The following is a 25,958-nucleotide window of genomic DNA, read 5'->3' on the forward strand; positions in this document are numbered from 1 at the left end:
TAGGCGACAGGACGACAGACATGAGCGATACGGGTTCCTCGGATAACGCGACAAAAGCCAACACCATGTGGGGTGGCCGTTTTGCGGCGGGTCCCGATGCGATCATGGAGGCAATTAATGCCTCGATCTCATTTGACCAGCGGATGGCGCGTCAGGATATCGAAGGCTCCCGTGCCCATGCCGCCATGCTGGCCGCCACAGGCATCGTGGACGGTAGCGATGTCGAGGTGATCCGGGAAGGCCTGCTCACGGTCTTGTCAGAAATCGAGGGCGGAACCTTCGCCTATTCCACCGCGCTGGAAGACATCCACATGAACGTCGAGGCGCGCCTGACCGAGGTCATCGGCACACCCGCCGGCCGTCTGCACACCGCGCGGTCGCGCAACGACCAGGTCGCCACCGACTTCAAGCTGTGGGTCCGCGACCAGATGGACGCCGCGATCACGGGGATCGAGGCCTTGCAACGCGCGCTCCTGGGCCAGGCAGAGGCCGGGGCCGATTGGGTGATGCCCGGCTTCACCCACCTGCAAACCGCGCAGCCCGTCACCTGGGGCCACCACATGATGGCCTATGTCGAGATGTTGGGCCGCGACGCCTCCCGCTTCCGCGATGCCCGCGCGCGGATGAATGAGGCGCCGTTGGGGGCAGCCGCCCTCGCCGGGACAAGCTTTCCGATTGACCGGGACATGACGGCCAAGGCCCTCGGCTTCGACCGCCCCGCCGCCAATTCCCTCGATGCCGTCGCCGATCGTGATTTCGCGCTGGAGTTCCTCTCGTCCGCCTCCATCTGCGCCATGCACCTGTCGCGCTTTGCCGAGGAACTGGTGATCTGGTCCTCCGCCCAGTTCCGCTTTGTGGCCCTGTCCGACCGCTTCTCCACCGGCTCTTCCATCATGCCGCAGAAGAAGAACCCCGATGCAGCCGAGCTGATCCGCGCCAAGATCGGGCGGATCTTTGGGGCCAACGTGGCGTTGATGACCGTGATGAAAGGCCTGCCGCTGACCTACTCCAAGGACATGCAGGAGGACAAAGAACAAACCTTTGATGCCGCCGACAGCCTGATGCTGGCACTGGCCGCGATGGAAGGCATGGTGCGGGACATGCAGGCCAATGTCGCATCCCTTGAGGCCGCGGCGTCCTCCGGCTTCTCCACCGCCACGGACCTTGCGGACTGGCTGGTCCGCACCCTCGACATGCCATTCCGCGAGGCGCACCACGTCACCGGCAGCCTTGTCAAACTGGCCGAGGACAAGGGCTGCGACCTGCCAGACCTCACGTTGGACGAAATGCGCTCGGTCCACGCCGACATCACGCAAGCCGTATTCGACGTGCTGGGCGTCCATAACTCCGTCGCCTCCCGGGTGTCCTACGGCGGCACTTCGCCGGTGCGCGTCCGCGAGCAGGTGGCGCGCTGGCGGGGCATTCTGGGATAGACGCGCTTGGCGCTGGACAGGCAGGCCAAACCAGCGGAGACTACAGGCCCAAAAGGAGCACGCCATGCGATACATCGCAATCCTATCCGTCCTGATCCTCACCGCCTGCGGTGTCGACGGCGAACCCGAGCGGCCCGAACGCGCCACGCCGCCCACCGGCATCTCGATCACGGGAACAGCGGAAATCGGCGTCTTCGGCTCCAACTGAACCGTCCCCGCCGCAATCCCAGTTGATCCAGCGCGCGGTTGCGCCTAACTTCACTGCATCCCGGCTTGGCCCTCGTGCTTTGCCGGGTTTTCATTTGCTCCTGTTTGCTGAAGGCACTGACCGATGGAAAAGATCCCGATGACACCGAAGGGCCTGGAGGCGATGAACGTCGAGCTGAAGCAGCTCAAAAGCGTTGAGCGTCCTGCCATCATCAAAGCAATCGCCGAGGCGCGCGAGCACGGGGACCTGTCGGAGAACGCGGAATACCATTCCGCCAAGGAAAAGCAGTCCTTCATCGAGGGGCGCATCAAAGAGCTTGAGGGCTCGATCTCCCTGGCCCAGGTCATCGATCCGGCCACCCTTTCGGGCGCGATCAAGTTCGGCGCCACGGTCGACCTGGTCGATGAAGAGACCGAGGAAGAAAAGACCTACATGATCGTGGGCGAGGCCGAAGCCGATATCGAAAAGGGCCTTCTCAACATCAAATCCCCCATCGCCCGCGCCTTGATCGGCAAGGAGGAGGGCGATAGCGTCGAAGTGCGCACGCCCGGGGGGGCCAAAAGCTTTGAGATCGTCAAGATTTCCTATGTCTGAGGCCCTTTTCTTCAAGGTTCCGGCCATGGCGCCCTTAATGATCCTCCGCCGCATGGGATGACAAAGACGATGCCGTCCTCTGATCCAACGCCGCCCCCCCAAGCCACGCCGACCGCGTTGGACCTTGGGCTTTACGCGCGCGCAGAGACCGGCCCGCGGATCACGGCGATCGAGATTGTGGCTATCTGCGTGGCCCTGCTCTGGATCGGCGCCGTCGTCTATCTGGGGCTCGGATCCTCCGAGGGGGAAGAGGCCTCCAGCGGCCTGTCACAGCTTTTGTCCATCCTGGCCGTCGTCCTGCCCCTGGCCTTGATCGGGGTCGCGGCAATGGCCGCCCGCACGGCGCGGGCCCTGCGGCAAGAGGCGGCGCGCCTGCAGGCCTCAATCGACGCGATGCGCGCGGCTTATGTTGAACAGCAGCAACGCCAGTCGATGGAGATGAAGCCGGACCTCGTGCAAAAGCTGGACGATCTGGTGGCCGCTCAACAGGCCGCGGACACGAAGCTTGCCACCTTCACATCCCTGCGCGTAGTGGACCCCGCCGAGGTCCGCGCCGCCGTCCCGCCCACCCTGACAGAGATCGACGCCGCGCAACCGCAACCGGCGCTGGCCTTCGTGCAAGAGGCCGTGGCCGAGCCGATTTCCGTGGCCGATTTCATCAAAGCGCTGAATTTCCCCGAAAATGAGCATGACAAGGAAGGCTTCCGCACCCTCCGCCGCGCCCTGGAAGACCGCGCGACAGAACGCCTGATCCGCGCCTCCCAGGACGTGCTGACCCTCCTGTCCCAGGACGGCATCTACATGGATGACCTGCGCCCCGACCGCTCCAAATCCGAGGTCTGGCGCCGTTTCGCCAAAGGCGAACGCGGCCGCCCCATCGCGGCCTTGGGCGGCATCCACGACCGCTCGTCGCTGGTCCTGGCCGCAGGCCGGATGCGCAAAGACCCGGTGTTCCGCGACGCCGTCCACCACTTCCTGCGCCACTTCGACCGAACGTTCATGGAGTTCGAAAAGAACGCCAGCGACGAAGAAATCGCCCATCTCGCCGACACCCGCACCGCCCGAGCGTTCATGCTTCTCGGGCGGGTGACGGGGACGTTCGACTAGGCGGGCTTCACGGCGCAGCGACGGGCTGGTTTGAGCCGAACCTGCTAAGTTGCCGCAGGATGGCGACGGTCCGGTCTTGGGGCAGTGGCCAAAAACGCAACAAATCCGTATGAGGTTTTGCCAAGGGTTTGTGACACAAGAATTTTCGACGCTTCTGGTGCGATTGCTCACAGTGACAAAAACAACCGTTTTTGACCCATAGCTATTGTCATTAGGGTGTTGGCAACCAGGCAGATGCTGTGGACCCTAGTCTAGGGCAACAAATTTGTTGCAGAGAACCACCTTCCGACAGCCAAACCTGAGAGAAAAACGGTGGCAAGGACGCTCACCACTCCAAACATTTCGGCTGGTGTCATCTCAGACAATCGGACCCGACCCAACAGGCTCTCTGTTGAGGTCTTGCGCCGTCGTTTGCAAGCACCTGAAACCCAAGACTGCAAAGAATGAAGTACGTCATTCGAACGCAAGCTCTCTCTAGAAAAGTCGAGATACTGCACGTACCAGTCGAGCTTTGATTCGATCAGTCCCTCTTCCTTCAGGCCTTTTTCACAGATTACGTACAGTGGAATCCCTAATGAGAAAGCCATTGCAGACTCAATGTGGTTCCACGGAGTAGTATAGGTGCGTTCGTTAATTGGGGTTTCATTTGCAGCGGAGCGCTTCTCCGCTCCAACCTCAACAAATTTTCTCTCGTACGCCACGACCAAGACACCATCACAGTCGGACATCACCTCTTTGATCTTCAGGAGTGGGCTTCCTGTGGGATATTCGTTTTTACCCAGTATTCGAGGATCAGCCCCGAGTGTATCTCTCAATATGGTCTCCAGCTCATCCCTAAACTCAATGTACTTTTGAGAATATGGGGTGCCCATGCTGACGAAAATTTTTGGCTGTCTCATATGAGCCCTCACATACTGACGTTTTCAAAGTCCTAGCACAGTTGCTGGCCTCTATCTACGAACGCATAGGGGACCCAAGCTACGCCACATACCGCGTGCCACGTTCACCAGACGCTTGAAAAAAAGCACATCCGGATTCGTCTAAGGTTAACGGCTTTGAAACGCCGAAGGTGGTCAAAACCCATGTGTTTTTGTCACTGGCGGAAACGACCGTTCGTGACCCGTGCAATCATTTTGAATGCAGCCAAGCGCGCAGTGGCAGCGAAAGCACACTTTGTCCACACAGCGCACCATCAATCACCACCCCCCCCGCCCCGTCACTGCCGCGGCGGGGTGCTCTTGTAGACCGGCAAGCGCCACCCAAACAGCAGCGATCCCGCCCGCAGGCCGAAGGTCACGATCACGCAAGCCACCGTCGCCCAGATCGGGTCCGCTGCGAGGAGCGTTCGCGCCAAAGGCGCACTAGCGAGGAGGGCCGCGCCCGCCCCCGCGACGGCGGCGGTGACGTAGAGCTCGCCCTGTTTCAGGACCAGGGGCACCTCGTTGGCCACCACGTCGCGCAGCAGCCCGCCGAAGGTGCCGGTCGCCACGCCCATGACAATGATGACGCCCGCGCTCGCGCCTAGGCTCTTGGCGACGGAAACGCCTGCGGCCACGGCAATGGCCAGCGCGGCGGCGTCCAGCCAGATCAGCCATTTCAGGCGGCTCTCCACCAGGTGCGCGGTGAAAAACACCAAAATGGCCGCCCCCATGGCGATGGCCAGCGGCGTCGCGTCGGCGATCCAGAACACCGGGTCGCGGTCCAGCAGAAGGTCCCGCAAGGTGCCGCCGCCGATTGCCGTGAGGGCGGCGAAGAAAATGAAGCCCACGATGTCGAGTTGCGCGCGGGAGGCGGCCAAGGCCCCGGTCAGCGCAAAGATCAAGGCAGAGGCATAGTCGAGGGAAAGGGCGATGGTCATGGCGGCGGAACCTTTGCTCAAAGGTTAACGAATTTATTTTCGGTTCTCTATCAATGGCTTAGATGCTTGCTCAAGCTTGAGCACCCTGCCTCAGCGTCGTTTGAAGGGCGCCATACCCGCGCGCGCCAACGCGTCGGCGCGCTCGTTCCCCTCATGGCCCGCGTGGCCCTTGATCCATTCCCACGTCACGTCGTGGCGGGCCTGCGCCTCGTCCAGCCTTTGCCAGAGATCGACGTTCTTTACGGGCTTCTTGGTCGAGGTCTTCCAGCCGTTGCGTTTCCAGCCGTGCATCCACCCGGTGATGCCGTTTTTCACGTAGGCGCTGTCGGTGATCACCGTCAGCTTGGACGGACGCTCCAACGCCTCCAGGGCGCTGATCGCGGCCAGAAGCTCCATCCGATTGTTGGTGGTCTCGGCCTCGCCGCCCTTCAGCTCGCGTTCTTTCAGGATGGTGTCGCCGTCCTTGGCGCGCATCAAAGCGCCCCAGCCGCCGGGACCCGGATTGCCGGAGCACGCGCCATCGGTGTAGGCGATCAGGTCAGCCATCGCTCGGCGCCTTCGCGTGGATCAACACGAATGGATCAACCGTGCCGGCAAACCCGGCCTCGGCGCCCTCGAAGGTCTCGGTAACGGTCAGGCCAAGGTCCGCCAGCATCCCGGTCAACTCAGCGGTGGTGAAGTAGCAATAGTGACGGCCAATGCCGTCGCGGTGCTCGCCCTCGCCGATTTTCATGCCGAGGAAGAAGGCACCGCCGGGACGCAACGCGACTGCGAGGGCCTTCAGGTAGCGCGGCACGTCGGCTCGGGGTGCGTGCAGCAGGCTGAAGCTGGCCCAGATGCCGTCATAGGCATCTTCCGCCGTTATGTCATCGAAGGTGGCCAGGCGCGCGGTCACGCCGTTGGCCAGGGCCGCGTCGACAAAGGCTTGCGTGGCATCGATCGCGTCGACGCTGTGGCCTTGGTCCATCATCGCGCGGGCATGCAGACCGGGGCCGCAGCCCAGGTCGAGCACATGGGCTTTGGGGGGCAGGGCGGCCGTGAAAACCTCCAACGCTGTTGCTTGGGTTGGGGTGATCCCAAGATCGGCATAGCCGTCGGCCCGGGCCTGGTAAACGGAAAGGGTCTGATCATCGCTCATGGGGCCAGTAGGAACCCGATGACAAGGCAAAACACAACCACTGAGGTCAGCAGAAGGCGCAACGGAATCCACCACTCCGGCGCGAGGCCTTTGCGGGCGCAGGCGATGTCGATGGCGAGAAGCCCAACGAAACCAACGACAAGTGTGATGAGGCGTGTCGTGTCAGGCTGACCCGAGAAAAAGAAGATCCAAAGGGCGGGCAGAGTCGACAGGGCAAGGCCCAAGGGCATCCAGGCGGTCTGCGCTTTCGCCGCAAAGCCCCAGATCACGCCGGCCATGAAGCTGAGGATCACGGTGCCATAGGCCGTCAGGATCGCGGTGCCGGTGAAGGCGGGCGGTAGCGTGAGGGGCATATAGGCGAGCAGGAGGCCCGCAGAGGACGACGCGCCCCAGAGGAACGGGATGAGGCCAGCGAGGCCAAGCAGCAGGGCGGAGGTTGGGATGCGGGTCATGGGCGGGTATGTGGCGCGGGGATGCCCTACTGGCAAGGGTCGTTTCTTAGGGGTGGGGTGGGAGGGCCCGCCCTCCCACCCCACCTTGGGGGCTCTGCCCCCTGGCCCCCCGGGAGTTTTCGGGCAAGGTGAAGGGTCTAGGCGCGTTCGAGGGCGAGGCGTCCGGCCAAGAGTGCGAAGATCGCCGCGAAGGAGCGGTTCATCCAGGCCATGATCCGGGTGGAGCCCAAGATGTATGTCCGTGCTGTGGCTGCGAAGAGGCCGTAGAGGACGAAAATCGCAAATGTCATGGCCATGAAAATGCTGCCGAGGATCAGGATTTCTTGTGTGACGGTCGCCGGGTTGCCGGACAGGAAAGGGGTCAGCAGCGACAGGAAGAAGATCGATAGCTTGGGGTTGAGGATGTTGATCAGGGCGCCGCGCTTGGCGATGGTGAAGCCGCTCTCTCGCGTCACTGTTGGTTCAACGCTGAGGGCGCCGCCGGAGCGGAGGGCGGAGTAGGCGAGGTAAAGCAGGTAGGCCACGCCCAGGAACTTGACGATGTTGAAGAGAAGCGCCGAGGTGTGCAGCACTGCCGCGAGCCCCAGGGTCGCGGCCAGAAGGTGCGGGACGATGCCGAAGGTGCAGCCCAGGGCCGCCCAAAGCGCCGCTTTCCGGCCCCGTCCGAGGCCCAGGGCCAGCGTGTAAAGCACGCCCGTGCCCGGTGCGATGACAACGACAAATGCGGTCAAAAGAAACTGGGGAGTAATCATGGTGTTAGTATCCGTAATGACGATTACGGGAGAGCCTGCCTGACGGCGGCGCGACTGTCAACGGCGCGCGGGCGGGGCAAGCTCTGGCCCGGTGCGAAAGAAGCTGACGTCGTTGGTGAAGATCGACGTGGGTGCGAGGCGGATCAGGCGGCCATCCGGGTCATCAACGCGGGCGACGGTTTCGACAAACCATTTGTTCTGCTGCTCCTCGGGGCCGAGGTATCGGCGCAGGAGCCGCCGGAACAGAGCGGGATCCATCGGCTCGACCGTGGCCGCGCCGCGCAGGCCGACATGGCGCAGAACGCCCGCGGCATTGTCGTAGTCGACGATTTCGACGGCCACCTGCGGGTTCTGGGCGACCCTCTCGGCACTGCTGGAGGTCACGTCGGACAGCATCCAAAGCGCATCCGCTTCCCACGTGAACCAAACCGGCGCATTGCGCGGCGCCCCGTCGCGGGCAACCGTCGCGAGGTTCGCCATCAAGGGCTTGCAGAGGACCAGTTGAGGGTCGAATTCCGTTGGCATGCTACGCGTTCCGCCAGGAGGTGGAGTTGTTTCGATTGGTACTGTAGCGGGTTTCTCGTTCGGGTGCAGGGGCGGAGCAGGGGACTTCCATTCTTTCACGTGATCGCCACGTGCGCTCACGCCAGCACATCTTTTATGGGTGCGTGAGCCAAGCATAGCCAGCGCGCTGAAGAGGGTAACGACGAAACTGATCGCACCCTCTGCATCTCCCGGTGGCAAGTGAATTGCACCGTCTTCTGGACAGCCTAGAAAACCCTTACCCCCGACTTAGTCCCCGACCGGCGACCCCCGCCTTTTATCGGGGCGGTGCGACAAACTTGTTGAAGAATGCAGGACTTACGGCGCTAATGGATTCGGAGTGATCTGCGAATACCTTGGGAGGATATCATGAAAACACCGCACCTGACCGCCGTTCTGGTGGCAACGACAAGCCTTTATGCGGCCGCGCCCACAGCGGCACAGGCTGATGAACTTGTGCTCTATTGCTCGGTTCAGGAGGAATGGTGCCGCGCCATGTCCGAAGCCTTTGAACGGGAGACGGGCATTGAGGTTCTGATGACCCGCCGGTCCTCGGGCGAGACTTTCGCGCAATTGGCCGCCGAGGCAGAACAGCCGCGTGGCGACGTCTGGTGGGGCGGTACGGGAGATCCGCATCTTCAGGCCGCGCAAGAGGGTCTGACCGACGAATACCAGTCCGATGAGCTGGCCAATCTTCAGGATTGGGCGGTGCGGCAAGCGGAGACCGCCAACTACCGTACTGTGGGGATCTACGCAGGCGGGCTTGGCTTCGGCTACAACTCCGATCTTGTAGAAGAAAACCCGCCATCGTGCTGGGCCGATCTGCTGGACGAGCGTTTTGCCGATGATGTGCAGGTCGCCAACCCGAACTCTTCGGGAACGTCCTACACGATGCTTGCGACGATGGTGCAGTTGATGGGCGAGGATGAGGCGTTCGAATATCTCGCGCAGCTGCACAACAACATCTCGCAATACACGCAGTCGGGCTCTGCCCCGATCCGCGCCGCAGCAACCGGCGAGACCGCCGTGGGTATCGTCTTCATGCACGACGCGGTGGCCCAAACGGTGCAGGGCGCGCCGATTGTGGCTGTGGCACCCTGTGAGGGCACAGGGTACGAGGTTGGGTCGATGTCGATCATCGCGGGCGGTCCGAACCCGGAGAGCGCGCGCATGTTCTACGATTGGGCGCTGACACCCGAGGCGCAGGAGATTGGGGCAGCCAACAACTCGTTCCAGATCCCGTCGAACGTGAATGCTGAAACCCCCGAGGCCGCGCCGCGGTTGGAGGATATCACGCTGATCGACTACGACTTCGCGCTTTATGGCTCGTCCGAGGAACGCACGCGTCTGTTGGCCCGGTGGGATGCAGATATCGGCTCGCTCGCACAGTAAATCGTGCGATTTGCCCTGACATCTGACCGAGCCGGCGTGGCCTGGCTCGGTCTGCTTGCCCTCTCATTGGTGGCGTTTCCCTGGTACAAGGGCGCGTCGCTGTGGACGGGGCCTGCCGCCTCCGCCTTGGTGGAGGCGCTCTCGGGTCATGGCTGGTTGTGGCCGGTGATCCTGGTCGCCCTGGCGCTTGCGGGCGTGGCGTTCACCCGGCGGTGGCAGCAGTCAAACGTGGCCCTGTGGCTGACCCTTGGGGCGGCCTTCCTTTACCTTTGGCAAGGCTTCTCGGTTGGTTTGCGCGGCCCGTCTCAGGCCTGGGTCGGCGGCGTTTTCGAGGCCGCAGCCGAGGGGCAATCGGGCCTGGGATGGGGCGGGTTTTTGGCGGGCGTGGCCCTTGTGGGTCTTCTGTCAGACATTATCGCGGCGCGCGGGTTCTGCCGGGGCGAGCGGTTTGCATCGTTCTGCATTACGGCCATCGTTGCCGCCCTCACGGCATTCGTCTTCTTCCCGATCCTCAAACTGGGGCTTGCGGCCTTCATCGACACTGATGGCAACCTCGCGCTGGCCACGTTTTGGGAGCGGATCAGCGCACCGGGCCTTTGGGGCGTACAATGCCTGATCGGCGGCGGGCGCTGCGGCGTGGTGATCAACACGGTGATCCTGGGCGTCCTGTCCGCCATCTTCGCCACGCTCCTTGGCCTTGCGCTGGCGTTGCTGGTCAATCGCACCGACTTCCGCATGAAGCGGGCGTTGCGGGCGATTTCGATCCTGCCGATTATCACGCCACCCTTCGTTGTCGGCGTTGCGATCATCCTTTTGTTTGGCCGCACGGGGCTAGTGACGTCCGGCGTCGCGGACCTGTTCGACGTGCGCCCGGGCCGGTGGGTCTACGGGCTGCCAGGCATCCTGATCGCGCAGGTTCTGGCCTTCGCGCCCGTGACATTCCTGGTGCTCTTGTCGACGCTGGAGGCGATCAACCCGACGTTGGAAGAGGCCGCTCGGACCCTCGGCGCGAAGTCGATGAAGACCTTCCGCTCTGTCACCTGGCCGCTTCTGCGCCCCGGCCTCGCCGCTGCGTTCCTGCTGGCGTTCATCGAAAGCCTTGCGGATTTCGGCAACCCCATCGTTTTGGGCGGCGGCTATGAGGTCCTGTCGATCAAGATATTCTTCGCCGTTGTGGGCGCGCGCTATGACCTTGGGAACGCGGCCACTCTGGCGATGATCCTGCTGGCCCTGACGCTGATCGCGTTCTGGCTGCAGATGCGTTGGATGGGCAACAAATCCTACGTCACGGTCACCGGCAAATCCGATGCGGGGTTGGCGTCGCCGCTGCCGTCGGTGCTGAAGATCGGCGTCTTCGCCGTGGTCATCCCGTGGGTCGTCTTCACGCTCGCCGTCTACATCATCATCGTCACCGGCGGCTTCGTGACCGACGTGGGGCGTTGGGACCTGACGCCGACGTTTGAGCATATCGTGACAGCCTTCCGGTTCGAACTCGACGAGGGCTTGCAGCTTTACGGCTCGGCCTGGGACAGCATGATGACGACGCTTTGGGTGGCCGCGCTGGCCGCGCCTTTGACCACGCTGATCGGCATCCTCACAGCCTGGCTTGTGGCGCGTCAGGATTTCGCGGGCAGGCGTGCGTTTGAATTCGGCACGATGCTGTCCTTCGCCATCCCCGGCACCGTGGTGGGCGTTTCCTATGTGGCCGCCTTCAACGTGCCGCCGGTCGATATCACCGGTACGGCGGCGATCCTGATCATCTGCTTTGTGTTCCGCAACATGCCCGTGGGGATGCGCGCGGGACTGGCGGCCTTGGCGCAGATCGATCGCAGCATGGAAGAGGCCAGCCAGACCATGGGCGCAGGCGGCCTTACCACCCTGCGCCGCGTGGTCCTGCCGCTGATCAAACCGGCGGTCTTCACCGCGCTGGTCTATTCGTTTGTCACCGCGATGACGGCGGTGTCGGCGGTGATCTTCCTCGTCTCGGCACGCCACAACATGGCGACGGCCTACATCATGGGCAGGGTCGAGGCCGGGGAATACGCGCTCGCCATTGCCTATTCGGCGGTGTTGATGATCGTGATGATCGTTTGCGTCGTGGTGATCCAGGGCATCGTCGGCACCCGCAAACTGGGACGGCGCAAGGAATTGCAGGGCAAGGGACAAGTCCCGGAACCGGCGGAATAGGGAACAGGCATGTCTGAGACGGCAATCGAATTTGTGGACGTCGTGAAGCGCTATGGCGATGCGACGGCGGTGGACCGGATCAATTTCTCGATTGAGAAGGGGGAGCTGGTGACATTCCTCGGCCCGTCGGGGTGCGGCAAGACCACGTCCCTGCGCCTGATCGCAGGGTTGGAGTTGCCGTCCGAGGGCCAGGTCAAGATCGCAGGCCGAGACGTGAGCCGGGACCCGGCGAGTGAGCGGAACGTAGGGATGGTGTTCCAGTCCTACGCGCTGTTTCCGCATATGTCTGTGCTCGACAACGTGTCTTACGGGCCGACGATCCGAGGGGTCAGCAAGGCGGACGCCCGGGACCAAGCCCGCGCGATCCTCGACCAAGTGGGTCTGGGCGGGCTGGAGGCGCGCTTGCCGTCAGAGCTTTCCGGTGGACAGCAGCAGCGCGTGGCCGTGGCGCGTGCAATTGTGCAACAGCCCGATGTGCTTCTGTTCGATGAGCCGCTCTCCAACGTGGACGCCAAGCTGCGCCGCAAGGTCCGGGCCGAGATCCGCGACTTGCAACAGCGCTTCGGCCTGACCGCTGTCTACGTCACCCACGACCAGGAAGAAGCGCTGGCCGTCTCTGACCGCATCGTTGTGATGAAAATGGGCCAGATCGCCCAGATCGGCACGCCGACCGAGCTTTATGAGCAGCCGTCATCGGCCTTCGTGGCCGACTTCATCGGGGATGCCAACCTGATCGAGGGGCAGATCAGCAACGGCCGCTTCACCGCCGCCCATCTGGACCTTCCCGTCGCCGCGCCGGACGGCCCGACGACGGCGACGATCCGGCCAGAGCGGATCACGCTGACCCCGGGCGGCGTGGCAACGATCAGTTCGGCCAGCTACCTTGGGTCCCGAATGGAGTACGTGGTGCAGGATGAAGACCTCGAATTCCTTGTGTCGCGCCCGATTTCTGAGGCCCGCCATACCGCTGGCGATCAGGTCACGCTTCTGATTGACCCGGGCGATCTGATCCTTGTGCAGTAGGATAGTGCCATGACCGATCCCATTAATGCGCGCGCGACGCTTGCCTCTGATCTGGCGCGGCGCGCCGGGCTGTTGGCTCTTGAGTACTACCGCAACCGCAGTGCCCTTGAGGTAGAGACCAAGAACGGTGAGTTGGACCTCGTGTCCATCGCGGACCGCGCCGTGGAAGACATGATCCGCGCGGAGATCACGGCCAACTTCCCGGATGATGCGATCCTGGGGGAGGAGGGCGGCGCAGTTGGCGGCAAGTCGGGCCTGACCTGGGTGATTGATCCCATCGACGGGACCGTGCCCTTCCTGATGGGACTGCCCCATTGGTGCGTCGTGATCACCTTGATCCAAGGGGAGGAGACGTTGATTGGCGTCATCGATGTCCCCCTCGCGGGCGAGCAGTTCATGGCCCGCGCGGGTCAGGGGTTCACCATTGATGGCCAAGTCTTCCGCATGGACGCTGACCGCAGGATCGACCAATCCCTGATCGCCGTCGGCGCATCGGACCGGACCGCACCGGAGCCTGCTGCCGCCGTTCTTCTGGGCGTGATGCGCGCGGGCGGGATGTTCTATCGCAATGGCTCTGGCGCGAACATGTTGGCCAGCGTCGCCGCCGGGCGGCTTGGGGGCTATGTGGAGGGCGCGATGAACCCCTGGGACAGCCTGGCGGGGTTGCTGATGATCCGGGAAGCGGGCGGGGTCACCTACCCCTATGCCGCGACGACGCCACTCGGCCTTTGCATGGGTGCTGCGCCCGCCGTTTGGGAGCCGTTGCGAGAGATTGTCGGTGGGGCGGGCCTGATTCCATAGTGTGGCGGACGGATGATTTGGCCGGCTAAGGATTTGCTGCGATGTCCAATTTCTTTTTGTTCGGACATCGAACGCGCGGCGTAATTAGGAGGGCGAGTGTCCTTTTGCCCTCGCCGCACGAAGGGCCGTTAGCGCGGGCTCCGTTAAAATTTCCCGGCAGGCAGCGACGCGGTCAGCCGAGAAATAGCCCTCTCGATCCAGAAGGTTCACGGTCGCCAGCAGTTCTCCGTCGTCAAACACGGGCAGGTTCATGACAGAGGCGCATCCGAGCGCCCCGATCAACTCGTAGTCGGGGAACACGGCGGCGATGTCGTCCAGCGAATTCGCGACAAAGCACTCGCGGCGGCCATGGACGATGTCGAACCACGCGTTGGGTGTAATCTCTTTTGTGCCGGATGTCGGGTAGGCGTCGGGCATGTTGGAAAAGGCGCGGCGGGCGACCCCGGCGTTCAGATCGACCGTCATGACGGTCCAAAGGCGCACCGGCATCAACGCGTTGCTGAAACGGTAGAGCGCTGCGAAGACGTCCTCTTCAGAGGTCGCACGGGCCAAGTCGCCTTCGAACTGAGCCTGCGCGCGGTCGGGGTCTGTCATGGATGATCCCCTGGTTCGCCGGCGCCGCCGCTGGCCGCAAAGAGTACCTGAGAATACGGGTCCGTGAAGCTGCCGTCATGCAGGGCTGTGGCGGGTGCGATCTCCACGATCTGGCCCTTGTTCATCACCGCCATGCGGTCGCACATGAAGCTGACGACGGGCAAATTGTGCGTGACCAACAGATAGGTGAGCCCCCGCTCTGCCCGTAAACGTTTGAGCAGGTTCAGGATTTCTGCCTGCACGCTGACGTCCAAGGCGCTGGTCGGCTCGTCGAGCAGCATGACTTCAGGCTCCAACATCAGCGCGCGGGCAATGGCCACACGTTGGCGTTGCCCCCCGGACATCTGGTGCGGGTAGCGAAAACGAAATCGGGCGTCGAGGCCGACGTCCGCCAGCACCTGTTTCACTCGCGCATCTGCATCGCCGACGCCGTGGATCGCCAGCGGCTCAGACAGGACCGCATCCACGGTCTTGCGCGGATGGAGCGAGCCGTAGGGGTCCTGGAACACCATCTGGCATTGCCGGGCAAGGGCGCGGTTGGGGCGGTGGGGACCGGGCTGGCCGAGGATTTCCATCGCACCGGTCCACTCCGGGGCCAGACCGCACAGTGCTTTCAGGACTGTGGATTTGCCAGAGCCGCTTTCGCCCACCAGGGCAAAGCTTTCCCCTTTTGCGACCTCAAAGGACACGCCCTGTACCACGCGCGTGCCGTCATAGGCGATGTCGAGGTTTGTTAGGGAAAGCGCCGCCGTCATGTCGTGCGCTCCATCACGGGAAGCGTCTCGCGCGTTTCATGCATTTGTGGCACGGCGGCGAGCAGGCCACGGGTGTAGGGGTGGGTTGCCTTGTGCAGGTCCTGGGCCGCGCAGGTTTCAACCACGCGTCCTGAGTTCATCACCAGAATACGGTCACAATAGCGCGCCACCAAGGGCAGGTCGTGGCTGATCAGGATCAGCCCCATGCCGTCGGGGTTCACCGCACTGCCGCTGACCAGATCGTTGATCAGGGTCAAGACATCGCCTTGCACGCTGACATCCAAGGCGCTTGTCGGCTCGTCAGCGATCAACAGGCGGGGGCGGGGGATCAGCATCATGGCGATCATCACGCGTTGACCCATGCCGCCTGACAGCTCGTGCGCATGCATGGCCGCCACGCGGTCGGGGTCATTGATCCGCACGGCTTCCAGCATCTCACGGACCCGCGTCTTGACCACGTTGCGAGGCAGGCGTTCGTGGGTGCGCAGGGCCTCCGCGATTTGCGCGCCGACGGTCATGACGGGGTTCAGGGAGTAACGTGGATCCTGCATGATCATCGAGATCTTGGCGCCGCGGACCTGGCGCATTTGCCGATTGGTCAGCGTTGCCAGATCCTGCCCCTCAAAGGTCATCTGCCCCCCAACCCGCCCCGGTGGCCGGATCAGCCGCAGGATCGCACGGCCCGTCATCGATTTGCCGGAGCCGCTTTCGCCGACGATCCCCAGCCGTTCCTGCCCTAATTCGAACGAGACGCCGTCCACCACATTCACCCGGCCCTTGGGCGTGGGGAAGCTGACGCGCAAGTTATCGACGCGGAGCAAGCTCATCCCTTGCGCTCCGATTTCGGGTCCAGCACGTCGCGCAAGCCGTCGCCCAGAAAGCAGAAGCCGAGGGACACGAGGATGATGGCGAACCCGGGGAAGGTGGAGACCCACCATTGATCATAGATGAAGCTGCGCCCGCCCGAGATCATAGCGCCCCACTCCGGCTCGGGCGGTTGCGCGCCAAGGCCCAGGAAGCCCAGGCCCGCCGCTGTCAGGATGATCCCCGCCATATCCAGCGTGACGCGGATGATCATCGACGAGGTGCAGAGCGGCAGAACGTGGCGCGTGATGATGCGCGTGTGGGACGCGCCCAACAGGCGCGCAGCCGCGACGAACTCTGAATTGCGCAGCGTCAGTGTTTCGGCCCGCGCGATGCGGGCGTACGCGGGCCATGTGGTGATGGCGATGGCGATGATCGCGTTCTCGATCCCCGGCCCAAGGGCGGCGGCGAAGGCCAGGGCAAGGACCAGTTTGGGCATAGACAGAAACACGTCGGTGATGCCCATGAGCCCTCGGTCAATCCAGCCGCCGAAGTAGCCCGAGACGGCGCCGATCATCAGGCCCAGGGGGGCAGAGACAATCGCGACAAGGGCCACGATCTGCAAGGTGATCTGCGCGCCATGGACCACGCGTGCGAAAATATCGCGGCCCAATTGGTCGGTGCCGAACCAATGCTCGGACGAGGGCGGCTGCAGGCGGCGGTCAAGGAATTGTCCGCCGGGCCCACCGGGCGCGATCATGTCCGCGAAAATCGCCGTCAGGATCAGGGCTGCGATGATCAACGTACCGAGAACGGCCAGTGGATTGCGCAGCAAATCCAGCGTCACGCGGTACGCGCGACCCGAGGCGGCCTGGGTGCGCGAGGCGGGGCTATCGTCCAGAAGCCAGTCTCGCATATCAGCGGCTCCCTTCACGGGAACGGGGGTCGAGGATGCGGTAGAGCACGTCCGAGACCTTGTTGATCAGGATGAACACCGCTCCGATCACGAGCGTTGCCCCCAGAACCGCGTTCATGTCGGCGTTGAACAGCGCGGTGGTCAGGTAGTTGCCAATGCCGGGCCAGGAGAACACCGTTTCGATCATCACCGAACCTTCCAGAAGGCCCGCGTAGGATAGTCCGATCACGGTGATCAGCGGCACACGGATGGATCCGAAGGCATGGACCCAGATCACCTGCCATTCCGGCACGCCTTTGACGCGGGCCGTCGTGACGTATTCCTGGCTGAGTTGGTCCAACATGAACGACCGCGTCATCCGTGCGATGTAGGCGAGGGAGAAGACGCCCAGGATCGAAGCGGGCAGGATGATGTGCGACCACGCGCTGGCGAAGACGTCCCAATCGCCATCCAGAAGCGCGTCGACGGTCAAGAGGCCGGTCACGACGGGGGTGATCCCGTCGTAGAAGATGCTGACGCGCCCCGGCCCCTCCACCCAGCCGAGCCAGGCGTAGAAGATCGCAAGCCCCACAAGACCCAGCCAGAACGCGGGAACCGAATAGCCCAGAAGTGCGAAGACACGGATGACCTGATCGATCCAGCTGCCCTGCCAGGCGGCGGCCAAAACGCCTGCGGGAATCCCAAGGCCCACGCCGATCAGGATGCCGAGCGTTGCCATTTCCAACGTTGCGGGAAAGACCCGCGCGAGGTCTTCTGCAACGGGGCGGTTGGTCGATGTCGACATGCCAAGATCGAAGCTGAGCACATCGCGCACATAGGCCACGAATTGCACGATCAGGGGCCGGTCGAGGCCCATGGCCACCCGCGCGACCTCATATTGTTCGGGGGTGGCGCGGTCGCCCACAACGGCCAGCACAGGGTCAATCGGCACAACACGGCCAATGAAGAACGTCAGCGCCAGAAGCCCCAGAAACGTCAGTGCCACAACGGTGGCAAAGCGGACCAGGCCCCCCAAAGGGCGCAGCAGGGTTGGGTAGGACGGGCGAAGCGTGATCACGTCGAAAGCGGTCCCCAGGGCGCAACTCGCGCCGGTTCTGTCACGGGAAGGTGCAACAAAAGACTTGGCGATGGCAAATAGTTTTGCTTAGATCAAAAAAATTATGATGATTGCCGCAACCTGGGGAGGGATACGTGGCACGACCCAAATCGAACAATGACCCGGCCCTTGGGGCGCTGATCCGCAAGCGGCGCAAGCAGTTGGGGCTGACGTTGCAGGCGCTCTGCGATGACGCGGGGCTGTCGGTCGGCTACCTCAGCCAGGTTGAGCGGGGGCAATCCACGCCGTCGCTGGGGACGCTGGCGCAGATCGCCCAGGGTCTTTCTGTTGGGCTGGAATACTTCATCGCGACGTCCAAACCCGCCGACAGCCTGACGCGCAGCGGCGCACGGCCGCAGTTTTCTATCGACGGCACGTCGATCCTGTATGAATCCGTTGGCGCCGATTTTCCGGGGGCCGAGCTGTCCTGCTACATCCTGCATGTGCCGCCCGGCTATGCGTCCGAGGTGGTCAACCACGAGGGGGAAGAGATCATCTTCCTTCTCGACGGCGAGATCACCCAGACGCTGGGGGGCCAAAGCTTCATTCTACAAAAGGGGGACAGTCTGCATTATTCCGGCTCAACCCCTCATTCCTGGTCCAACGAGACCCAGACGACCACGCGCATTCTGTGGACCGGCACCCTTTCGGTTCTGCAACGCAAGGGCGCGGTGAAACTGCCTGAACTGAACCCGGCCAACACGAATGGCTGAAAGCGCAGGCCGAAAAGTGGATACCGGTTTTCGGGCAAACTTGCGCGCAATATCCAAATCGACACGGAGGTTGACCCTATGAAACTGCTAAAACCCGCCTTGCTATCGGCGATGCTGGCGCTGCCGCTGGCCACGCCCGCGGCCTTCGCGGACACGCCCGACGACATCCTCGTCGTGGCGCAGAACATCGACGACATCGTCGCGATTGACCCCGCCCAGGCCTATGAGTTTACCTCCGGTGAGCTGGTGACCAACACCTATGACCGGCTTGTGCAGTATGACGCCGAGGACACCACCGTTCTGGCCCCCGGCCTTGCAACATCGTGGGAGATCGACGCCGAGGCCAAGACCATCGTTTTCACCCTGCGCGAGGGCGTGACGTTCCATTCCGGCAACGACTTTACCGCCGATGACGTGGTGGGCTCTTTCTCTCGTGTGGTGCAGTTGAACCTGACGCCTGCCTTCATCCTCACGCAACTGGGTTGGACGCCCGAGAACGTGGGCGAGATGGTGACAGCCGATGGCAACACCGTGACCGTGCGCTATGACGGTGATTTCTCTCCGGCGTTTGTGATGAACGTGCTGGCCTCGCGGCCCGCGTCCATCGTGGACATGGAAACCGCCATGGCCAATGAGGTCGACGGCGACATGGGCAACGCCTGGCTCAATGCCAACACCGCAGGCACCGGGCCTTTCGCCATGACCGCCTTCCGCGCGGCAGAGCTGATCCGGATGGAGGCCAACCCCAATTACTTTAACGGCGCGCCCGCCATCGACGGCGTCATCATCCGCCACGTAGCGGAATCGGCCACCCAGCAGTTGTTGCTGGAAGCCGGAGACGTGGACATTGCGCGCAACCTGACACCGGACCAGATCGCGGGCCTCGATGATGCCCTGTCGGTTGAGACGTTCCCCCAGGCCGCGGTGCACTTTCTGTCGTTCAACCAGAACGTGGAAAGCCTGACACCCCCCGCGGTGTGGGAGGCCGCGCGTTACCTGGTGGATTACGAGGGCATGACCAACTCGATCATTGCCGGTCAGATGGAGATCCATCAGGCCTTCTGGCCGGAAGGTTTCCCCGGGGCGCTGACGGATACGCCTTACAGCTATGATCCAGAACGCGCCGCGCAGATCCTTGAGGACGCGGGCATCGAACTGCCGATCACCGTCACGCTTGATGTGATCAACGCGGCACCTTTCACGGATATGGCGCAGTCCCTGCAGGCATCTTTCGCCGAAGCGGGCATCGAGTTCGAGATCCTACCCGGCACCGGAAGCCAGGTGATCACCCGCTACCGGGATCGCAGCCATGAGGCGATGCTGCTGTACTGGGGCCCGGACTTCATGGATCCCCACTCCAACGCCAAGGCCTTCGCCTATAACTCCGACAACCGTCAGGAAACCTATACTGCCACGACCACATGGCGGAACTCCTGGGCGGTTCCGGAAGAGATGAACGCAATGACCACGGCGGCGCTGACGGAATCCGACCCGGCAGCACGTGAAGAGATGTATCTGGAGCTTCAGCGCCGGGTGCAGGAAAACTCACCCATCGTGATCATGTTCCAGGCCTCGTATCAGGTTGGCATGGCCGGCAACGTGTCGGGTTACGTCAACGGGGCCACCTCGGACTTCGTGTTCTATCGGCTTGTCGACAAAAGCTGATCTGACGATGATCCATGCGCCGGCCTCTGCACTGGGGGCCGGCGTTTTCCTTTCAAGAGGGGGCCGAACATGACCATCTACCAAGATCGCCTGACACGCCTGCGCGCCCGGATGGCCGAGACGGGAACGGACCTTGTGGCGCTTGGCCCCACCAGCCATATGGCGTGGCTGTCGGGCGCTGATCCCCATGGTGATGAGCGGCCCGTGATGCTTCTGGTCAGTCAGGCCCATGCGGGCTTCTTGATGCCCGCGCTTAACGCAAACTCCGTGCGGCAGGCGACCGACTTGCCGTTCGAGACCTGGACTGATGAGGCGGGTCCTGCGGGTGCGTTGGACCGCTTGCTCGCTGCTTGTGACACCTCCGGGCCCAACCAGACCGTCGCGCTGGATGAGGCCATGCGTGCTGATTTCGCGCTGCTGCTGATTGATGCAATGGACGCGCCGCTGCGGCGGTTTTCCACGGACACTCTCGGCCATCTGCGCGCCATGAAGGACGCGGCGGAGGTCGACGCCCTGCGCGCCTGCGCGCACCTCAACGATGCGGCTGCCACCGCCGGGTTTCAAAGCCTCCGCGCGGGTATGACCGAGCGGGACGTGGCGCGGGTCATCCACGACCATTACAAAGCGCACGGCGCGAAGCCTGAGTTTACCATCGTGGGCTTTGGCGCAAACGGCGCATTCCCCCATCACCATACCGGCGACACGGTCTTGGAGGACAACATGGCCGTCCTGATCGACACCGGCTGCCGGCTCGGCGGCTACCCCAGCGATATGACGCGCTGCGGCTGGTTCGGCCCGACACCATCCCCCGAGTTCCTCCGCGTCGCCGAGGTCGTGGAACAGGCCGTTCAAGCCGCCCTTGCGGCAGTGCGCCCCGGTGTTCTGGCCCGGGAGATTGACGCCGCCGCCAGGGGTGTCATCGAAGATGCGGGCTACGGCGAATTCTTCGTGCACCGCACCGGCCATGGCCTTGGCCTCGATATCCATGAACCGCCCTACATCACCGCCACGTCCGATGTCGCCCTGCAGCCGGGCAATGTCTTTTCCATCGAGCCAGGGATTTACCTTCCGGGCCAGTTTGGCCTGCGTTTGGAGGATATCGTCGTTTCCACAGCCCAAGGCGCAGAGGTTCTTTCAGGCATGTCGCGCAGTATTTGGTTGTCCTAGGGCTTAGCAGGGATCGAGCCCTGCGATGCGCGTCACGTATCCCAAGCTGCGATCGCTGGATTTGACGATTCAAAACCTTGGTTCTGCTTCCATTCCGCGAACCGCCCTTGGCAGACGCGCTTAACTCGCCTTACGGTTGTATTGCCGGGCACATCACGCGCGCGGCACGCGCATGGGTTTACCCGTCTTCCAGTACAAACGATCCGCCTGACACGAGAGAGCACCACCATGAACCTCAAGCCGCTGTTGATCATACCTCCACTGGCCATCGGCGTTCTGGGGTTTTTCTGGATGACGCAAGGCGACAACGCGCCCGCCGCGCCTGTTGAGGAAGCCACGCTGGCCGTGCGCACGATGACCGTGGTTGCGCAGCCATTGACGATTTCGGCCACAGGATATGGTCGGGTCGAAGCGGTGCAAAGCTGGTCGGCGGTCAGCCAGGTTGAAGGCAATGTAACGGCCACGATCCCTGATTTGGCGGTGGGAACCGTTGTCGATGCGGGGCAGGTTCTGGTCCAGGTAGACACCACCGATTATGAGTTGGGCGTTGCGATTGCAGAGGCGAATGTTGCCGCAGCGCAAGCCAGTCTGGCCGAGTTGGATCGGCAGGAGGAAAACACCCAAGGCCTATTGGCGGTTGAGCAGCGCATCCTGGAGCTGGTCGCGGCAGATTTCGACCGCATCCAGACGCTTTCCGAAAACGGAACCGTGACCGCATCGACGCTGGAAGACGCTCAACGTTCGCTTCTGGCTCAGGAAAACGCCGTCATCAACCTGACCAACACCTTGGCGCTTCTGCCATCGCAACGGGAAACGGCCGGCGCCACGCTGAGGGTGCGAGAGGCTGAACTGGCCGATGCGCAGCGGTCGCTATCCAACACCACGATTACCGCGCCTTTCCGCGGGCGGATCGCGAATGCTTCGGTCGAAGTGGGTAACTTCATTCGGGTCGGCGCGGATGTTCTGACGCTTGAAGCCATCGACGAGGCCGAGGTTGTGGGGGCGTTTCAACCCCAGGGTTTTGGAAATCTGATGCGCCTTGCGGTCGGCCCGCAGCTGCAAGACATGACGTCCGTCGATGCAACTCGCGTGGTCGAATATATGCAGGAAGGGGGGGTCTCGGCCTATCTCGAGTTGGAGTTCGGCGGGAACACCGTGCGTTACCCGGCAGAGGTCGTGCGTTTCCGAGGCTCGATTGACAATGAAACGGGAACCCTCGGGATCGCGGTTCGGGTCGCCGATCCGCTGGTCGCCAGCGCCGCTGACAACGCGCCGCCCTTGGAATTTGGAAGCTTCGTTTCCGTGGTTCTGGAAGCCACGCCGGACAGCGATGTGATCGCCGTGCCCCGGTCAATCCTGCAGCAAGGCGCAGAGGGTCAGCCCTACCTGTTCACGGCGGACGCCGAGGATCGGCTGGCCATAACGCCGGTTCGCCCGGGGCCCGTTGCAGGCGATCAGATCCTGATCGTCGAGGGGCTGACGGACGGCACCCGCATCCTTTTGTCCTCACCGCGCCCCTCGATCCCCGGTCTGGCGCTTGACGTCATCTCGGGTGACGGTGCTACGCAATGATCGGCTATTTCGTCCGTCACCCGGTGGCCGCAAACTTGCTGATGGTGATCATGGTGGTGCTTGGGGTCTTTGTGATTTCAGGCATCGAACGTGAGACGTTTCCCGAGTTCACGTCTGACGCGGTCACCATAACGGTCACCTATCCCGGCGCGTCAGCGCGCGACGTGGATGACGAAATCTGCGCCCCGCTGGAAGACGCGCTGGCCGGGACCACGGGCCTCGTGGATCTTGAGTGCTTGTCCAATGAAGGCCGCGCGCGCGCCACGGCAGAGCTCGCCGAAGGCGGCAACCTGATCCAGTTCTTCAACGACATTTCTTCGTCCGTGTCGGGCGTTTCGGACTTCCCTTCGGCGGCAGAGACCCCCTCGGTCGAGATTGCCTCGCAGACCGACCTTGTTGCCTTGATCGCCGTCTCCGGGATCTCGGGCGCGGACGGGCTGATCGCTTACGCGGACGAGCTGTCGGACAGGCTTTTGGCCTTGGATGGTGTGGCGACGGCGTCCGTCAGCGGGATCACCGACCGGGAGCTGCGGGTGGATTTCGACCAACAGACATTGCGCCAGTTCGGCCTTTCCAGCGCCGATCTTGTCAACGCGATCGAGGCCCGGTCCTTTTCGCAGCCCCTTGGCAATGCTGCCCTGACCGAGGGCGATCTGATCCTGCGATACTCGGGCGCGACCCGGACGTTGACGGACCTTGAAGATCTGACGGTGATCGAAACGGCTGACGGCGCCCTGGTGCGCCTGTCTGATCTGGCCACGATCACCCTGGTGGACAGCGACGAGAACGTCCAAAGCTACATCGATGGCAACCTCGCTGCGATCATAACCATCGCGAAATCCGCAGACGAAGACATCATCCGCGTGTTCGAGCGGGTCAACGACGTGTTGGAGGCAAAGCGCGCCGCCTATCCTGACCCCTTTGACATCGCTGTGCTCAACAACAGCTCGGAACTGGTCGAGGAACGCATCGCGCTGATCGTCGAGAATATCGCGATTGGCCTGGTTCTGGTCTTCGCGACCATGTGGCTATTCTTCTCCCTGCGCGAAGCGCTGTGGATTTCCGCCGCCCTGCCGGTGTCGTTCTTGGGCGGTCTCTTCGTGATGAGCCTTCTGGGCATCACGATCAACATGATCACCCTGATCGCGCTTTTGATGGCGGTGGGTCTGATCATGGACGACAGCATCGTCATCGCCGAGAACATCAACAAATGGCGTCGCAAGGCCCCGCCGCTGGAAGCAGCGGCCAAGGGCACGATGGAGGTTTTGCCGGGCGTGATCTCGTCCTTCATCACATCGGCCTGCGTGTTCGGCCCGCTGATGTTCATCTCGGGCGATCTGGGGCAGATCCTGCGGTTCATCCCGATGGTTCTGCTGATCACGTTGGCCCTGTCACTGGTCGAGGGCTTCTTGATCCTGCCCCATCACCTGAGCCACTCCGGTGATGATCCAGAGACGAGCCTCAAACCGCGCATAGCGGAACGCGGCTTGGTTTGGGTGCGTGAGAATGTGGTGATGCCCGCCGCGACGGCCATGGTCAATTTCCGATACCTCACGTTCGGGTCGGTGGTGGCAATCCTGATCCTTTGCGTTGGCCTGATCGCTTCGGGAACCGTCAAGATCATCGGCTTCCCGGCGACGGAGGGCGACACGCTTGTCATGCGCCTGTCGCTGACCTCGGGCATCCCACGGGAGCGCACCGTTGAGACGGTCGATCAACTGGTGGCAGGGCTTGAGGCGGTGGATGCGGAATTGACGCCGCTGACCCGGGATGGCGCGCCCTTGGTCGAACGGGTCTTGGTCCAATATGCGGTGAACGACAACGTCAACGACAACGGCTCCCACACCGCGACGATCACTGTCGATCTGCTTGAGAGTGCTTTGCGAAACGTCACCGCCGATGAGGTCTTGCTGGCCTGGCGCGCGGCATCGGGCCCGCTGCCGGATGTCGTGCAGATCAGCTTCGCCCAATCCGAACAGGGCCCTGGCGGCTTGGATCTGGACGTGGAACTGCGCGGCCGCGATTTGGCCGATCTTGAGGCGGCGGCCGAGCGGCTGACAGCGGACTTGCTGCAACGCGATGACGTGACCGAAGCCTACCAGGATTTCTACGGCGGCCGGAACGAGGCGCAGGTTTTGCTGAACACCTTTGGCTCCTCTGCCGGGCTGACCCCCCAATCGCTGTCAAACCAGCTGCGCACGGCGTTTGAGGGGTCGGAGACGGACAGTTTTCGCCAAGGTGCAAGCGAACGGACGGTTCGGGTGCAATTGGCCGACACGGTTTCCAGCCTGACGGAACTGGAGCGTTTCCCGATCCTTTTGCCGGGGGGCGGCCAGACCAGCCTGAACGCCGTGGCCGATGTGACGCTTACGGCAAGCTACGCCACCATCACCCGCACCAACGGGCTTGCGGTGGCCCGCATCCAAGGCCAGATCGACAATGACGCCACCACCTCTTCCGCGATCTCGCAAGTGGTTCTGACGGAACTGGCACCGGCCTTGGCATCGGACTTTCCGGGGGTCGAGATTGCCATCGGCGGGGCGACGGCAGAACAACAGGAATCGCAAACCTCCATGGTCTCCGCCCTCGGGTTGGGGTTGATCGGCGTCTACATGGTGCTGGCGTTCCAGTTCCGCTCTTACAGCCTGCCGGTGGTGGTGATGATCTCGATCCCCTTTGCCCTGATCGGCGCGATTCTGGGCCATTGGGCCCTGGGCATGGATTTCTCGATGCCAAGCCTGATCGGCTTCGCGTCCCTCGCCGGGATCGTGGTCAACAACGCGATCTTGTTCCTGACGTTCTTCCAGTCGCATTTGCAGGGCGGCGACCATGTGGCCGCGTCCCTGAACGCGGTGCGCGACCGGTTCCGCCCGATCCTGTTGTCCAGTGCGACGACCTTCATGGGGCTTTTGCCGATCATCTTCGACACCAGCCCCCAGGTGCAGACGCTGGTGCCACTCGTCGTGTCGGTCGCCTTCGGCCTACTCGCGTCAATGGTCCTTGTCGTGTTGGTGTTCCCGTCGATCCTGTCGATCTACTTCGACCTGTTTTCGGTCCGCAAATGGATCGACAAGTTTGAGCCCGAAGGTGTTGCTGCTTGAGGGTGTGGGATCCGATGCGCTGTCCGCAAGACCGCTTTGGGAAGACTGAAGTCTAGCCACTGACGGACAGGTCGAAGGGCCGGCGAC

Annotated in this window: 25 protein-coding genes; 13 read left to right on the plus strand and 12 right to left on the minus strand. The window is 62.8% G+C overall.

Going from position 1 to position 25,958, the window contains the following annotated elements; all coding sequences use genetic code 11:
* The first annotated feature begins 20 nt into the window (after positions 1–20).
* The 4 genes from argH (at position 21) to AC6I9R_RS02680 (ending at position 3,342) form a co-directional block, all read left to right on the plus strand.
* Positions 21–1,433: an argininosuccinate lyase gene (gene argH / locus AC6I9R_RS02665; protein WP_461426643.1), complete on the plus strand. Its 1,413-nt coding sequence runs from the start codon at positions 21–23 to the stop codon at positions 1,431–1,433.
* A gap of 64 nt (positions 1,434–1,497) precedes the next feature.
* On the plus strand, positions 1,498–1,641 hold the full coding sequence (locus AC6I9R_RS02670) for a hypothetical protein (RefSeq protein WP_461426642.1): 144 nt from the start codon (positions 1,498–1,500) through the stop codon (positions 1,639–1,641).
* 123 nt (positions 1,642–1,764) lie between these two features.
* On the plus strand, positions 1,765–2,235 hold the full coding sequence (gene greA / locus AC6I9R_RS02675; protein WP_461426641.1) for a transcription elongation factor GreA: 471 nt from the start codon (positions 1,765–1,767) through the stop codon (positions 2,233–2,235).
* Between the two features lie 57 nt (positions 2,236–2,292).
* The gene (locus AC6I9R_RS02680; RefSeq protein WP_461426640.1) at positions 2,293–3,342 is read left to right on the plus strand and encodes a hypothetical protein; all 1,050 of its coding nucleotides are present in this window, start codon (positions 2,293–2,295) and stop codon (positions 3,340–3,342) included.
* Between the two features lie 251 nt (positions 3,343–3,593).
* On the opposite strand, the gene AC6I9R_RS02685 is transcribed toward AC6I9R_RS02680, so the two are convergent.
* From AC6I9R_RS02685 to AC6I9R_RS02715, 7 genes are all read right to left on the minus strand, one after another.
* On the minus strand, positions 3,594–4,241 hold the full coding sequence (locus AC6I9R_RS02685) for a hypothetical protein (RefSeq protein ID WP_461426639.1): 648 nt from the start codon (positions 4,239–4,241) through the stop codon (positions 3,594–3,596).
* 317 nt (positions 4,242–4,558) lie between these two features.
* Positions 4,559–5,200 (minus strand): trimeric intracellular cation channel family protein, encoded by a 642-nt coding sequence (locus tag AC6I9R_RS02690; protein ID WP_461426638.1) that lies wholly within the window; start codon positions 5,198–5,200, stop codon positions 4,559–4,561.
* Between the two features lie 90 nt (positions 5,201–5,290).
* Positions 5,291–5,746, minus strand: a complete 456-nt coding sequence (gene rnhA, locus AC6I9R_RS02695) for a ribonuclease HI (RefSeq protein WP_461426637.1) — start codon at positions 5,744–5,746, stop codon at positions 5,291–5,293.
* Complete coding sequence (locus AC6I9R_RS02700; protein WP_461426636.1) at positions 5,739–6,338, minus strand: class I SAM-dependent DNA methyltransferase; 600 nt, start codon at positions 6,336–6,338, stop codon at positions 5,739–5,741. Before AC6I9R_RS02700 ends, rnhA begins: the two co-directional genes overlap by 8 nt.
* Complete coding sequence (locus AC6I9R_RS02705; protein WP_461426635.1) at positions 6,335–6,790, minus strand: DUF3429 domain-containing protein; 456 nt, start codon at positions 6,788–6,790, stop codon at positions 6,335–6,337. The genes AC6I9R_RS02700 and AC6I9R_RS02705 overlap by 4 nt, the downstream gene beginning before the upstream one ends.
* Before the next feature lie 137 nt (positions 6,791–6,927).
* Positions 6,928–7,542: a LysE family translocator gene (locus AC6I9R_RS02710; protein ID WP_461429036.1), complete on the minus strand. Its 615-nt coding sequence runs from the start codon at positions 7,540–7,542 to the stop codon at positions 6,928–6,930.
* 57 nt (positions 7,543–7,599) lie between these two features.
* Positions 7,600–8,067 carry a pyridoxamine 5'-phosphate oxidase family protein gene (locus AC6I9R_RS02715; RefSeq protein WP_461429037.1) on the minus strand — a complete coding sequence of 156 codons (468 nt, stop codon included), beginning with the start codon at positions 8,065–8,067 and terminating at the stop codon, positions 7,600–7,602.
* Positions 8,068–8,454: 387 nt separating this feature from the next.
* Here AC6I9R_RS02715 and AC6I9R_RS02720 point away from each other — a divergent pair, with 387 nt between their 5' ends.
* The 4 genes from AC6I9R_RS02720 to AC6I9R_RS02735 are packed head-to-tail and all read left to right on the plus strand — an operon-like array spanning position 8,455 to position 13,488.
* Positions 8,455–9,477, plus strand: coding sequence for an ABC transporter substrate-binding protein (locus tag AC6I9R_RS02720; protein ID WP_461429038.1), 1,023 nt, complete (start codon positions 8,455–8,457; stop codon positions 9,475–9,477).
* A gap of 36 nt (positions 9,478–9,513) precedes the next feature.
* Positions 9,514–11,664: an ABC transporter permease gene (locus AC6I9R_RS02725; protein WP_461429039.1), complete on the plus strand. Its 2,151-nt coding sequence runs from the start codon at positions 9,514–9,516 to the stop codon at positions 11,662–11,664.
* A gap of 9 nt (positions 11,665–11,673) precedes the next feature.
* Entirely contained in the window at positions 11,674–12,687 is a 1,014-nt protein-coding gene (locus AC6I9R_RS02730; protein ID WP_461429040.1) for an ABC transporter ATP-binding protein, read from the plus strand.
* Between the two features lie 9 nt (positions 12,688–12,696).
* Positions 12,697–13,488, plus strand: coding sequence for an inositol monophosphatase family protein (locus tag AC6I9R_RS02735; RefSeq protein WP_461429041.1), 792 nt, complete (start codon positions 12,697–12,699; stop codon positions 13,486–13,488).
* A gap of 84 nt (positions 13,489–13,572) precedes the next feature.
* Here the strand turns inward: AC6I9R_RS02735 and AC6I9R_RS02740 are convergent, their stop codons facing one another.
* From AC6I9R_RS02740 to AC6I9R_RS02760, 5 genes are read right to left on the minus strand one after another with little or no spacing between them, the layout of a single operon-like run.
* The gene (locus AC6I9R_RS02740) at positions 13,573–14,082 is read right to left on the minus strand and encodes a GAF domain-containing protein (protein ID WP_461429042.1); all 510 of its coding nucleotides are present in this window, start codon (positions 14,080–14,082) and stop codon (positions 13,573–13,575) included.
* Positions 14,079–14,837, minus strand: coding sequence for an ABC transporter ATP-binding protein (locus AC6I9R_RS02745; RefSeq protein WP_461429043.1), 759 nt, complete (start codon positions 14,835–14,837; stop codon positions 14,079–14,081). Before AC6I9R_RS02745 ends, AC6I9R_RS02740 begins: the two co-directional genes overlap by 4 nt.
* The gene (locus tag AC6I9R_RS02750) at positions 14,834–15,664 is read right to left on the minus strand and encodes an ABC transporter ATP-binding protein (protein WP_461429044.1); all 831 of its coding nucleotides are present in this window, start codon (positions 15,662–15,664) and stop codon (positions 14,834–14,836) included. Before AC6I9R_RS02750 ends, AC6I9R_RS02745 begins: the two co-directional genes overlap by 4 nt.
* Complete coding sequence (locus AC6I9R_RS02755; protein WP_461429045.1) at positions 15,661–16,557, minus strand: ABC transporter permease; 897 nt, start codon at positions 16,555–16,557, stop codon at positions 15,661–15,663. The genes AC6I9R_RS02750 and AC6I9R_RS02755 overlap by 4 nt, the downstream gene beginning before the upstream one ends.
* 1 nt (position 16,558) lies before the next feature.
* Positions 16,559–17,584, minus strand: a complete 1,026-nt coding sequence (locus AC6I9R_RS02760) for an ABC transporter permease (RefSeq protein WP_461429211.1) — start codon at positions 17,582–17,584, stop codon at positions 16,559–16,561.
* 164 nt (positions 17,585–17,748) lie between these two features.
* On the opposite strand from AC6I9R_RS02760, the gene AC6I9R_RS02765 reads away from it, so the two are divergent.
* The 5 genes from AC6I9R_RS02765 to AC6I9R_RS02785 all read left to right on the plus strand — a co-directional run bounded on the left by AC6I9R_RS02765 (position 17,749) and on the right by AC6I9R_RS02785 (position 25,871).
* The gene (locus AC6I9R_RS02765; RefSeq protein ID WP_461429046.1) at positions 17,749–18,366 is read left to right on the plus strand and encodes a helix-turn-helix domain-containing protein; all 618 of its coding nucleotides are present in this window, start codon (positions 17,749–17,751) and stop codon (positions 18,364–18,366) included.
* A gap of 78 nt (positions 18,367–18,444) precedes the next feature.
* Entirely contained in the window at positions 18,445–20,031 is a 1,587-nt protein-coding gene (locus AC6I9R_RS02770; RefSeq protein ID WP_461429047.1) for an ABC transporter substrate-binding protein, read from the plus strand.
* Between the two features lie 69 nt (positions 20,032–20,100).
* Entirely contained in the window at positions 20,101–21,198 is a 1,098-nt protein-coding gene (locus tag AC6I9R_RS02775; protein WP_461429048.1) for a M24 family metallopeptidase, read from the plus strand.
* Positions 21,199–21,426: 228 nt separating this feature from the next.
* Positions 21,427–22,770, plus strand: coding sequence for an efflux RND transporter periplasmic adaptor subunit (locus AC6I9R_RS02780; RefSeq protein WP_461429049.1), 1,344 nt, complete (start codon positions 21,427–21,429; stop codon positions 22,768–22,770).
* The gene (locus AC6I9R_RS02785; protein WP_461429050.1) at positions 22,767–25,871 is read left to right on the plus strand and encodes an efflux RND transporter permease subunit; all 3,105 of its coding nucleotides are present in this window, start codon (positions 22,767–22,769) and stop codon (positions 25,869–25,871) included. Before AC6I9R_RS02780 ends, AC6I9R_RS02785 begins: the two co-directional genes overlap by 4 nt.
* Positions 25,872–25,958 lie beyond the last annotated feature (87 nt).

It is taken from the genome of Gymnodinialimonas sp. (assembly GCF_059726805.1).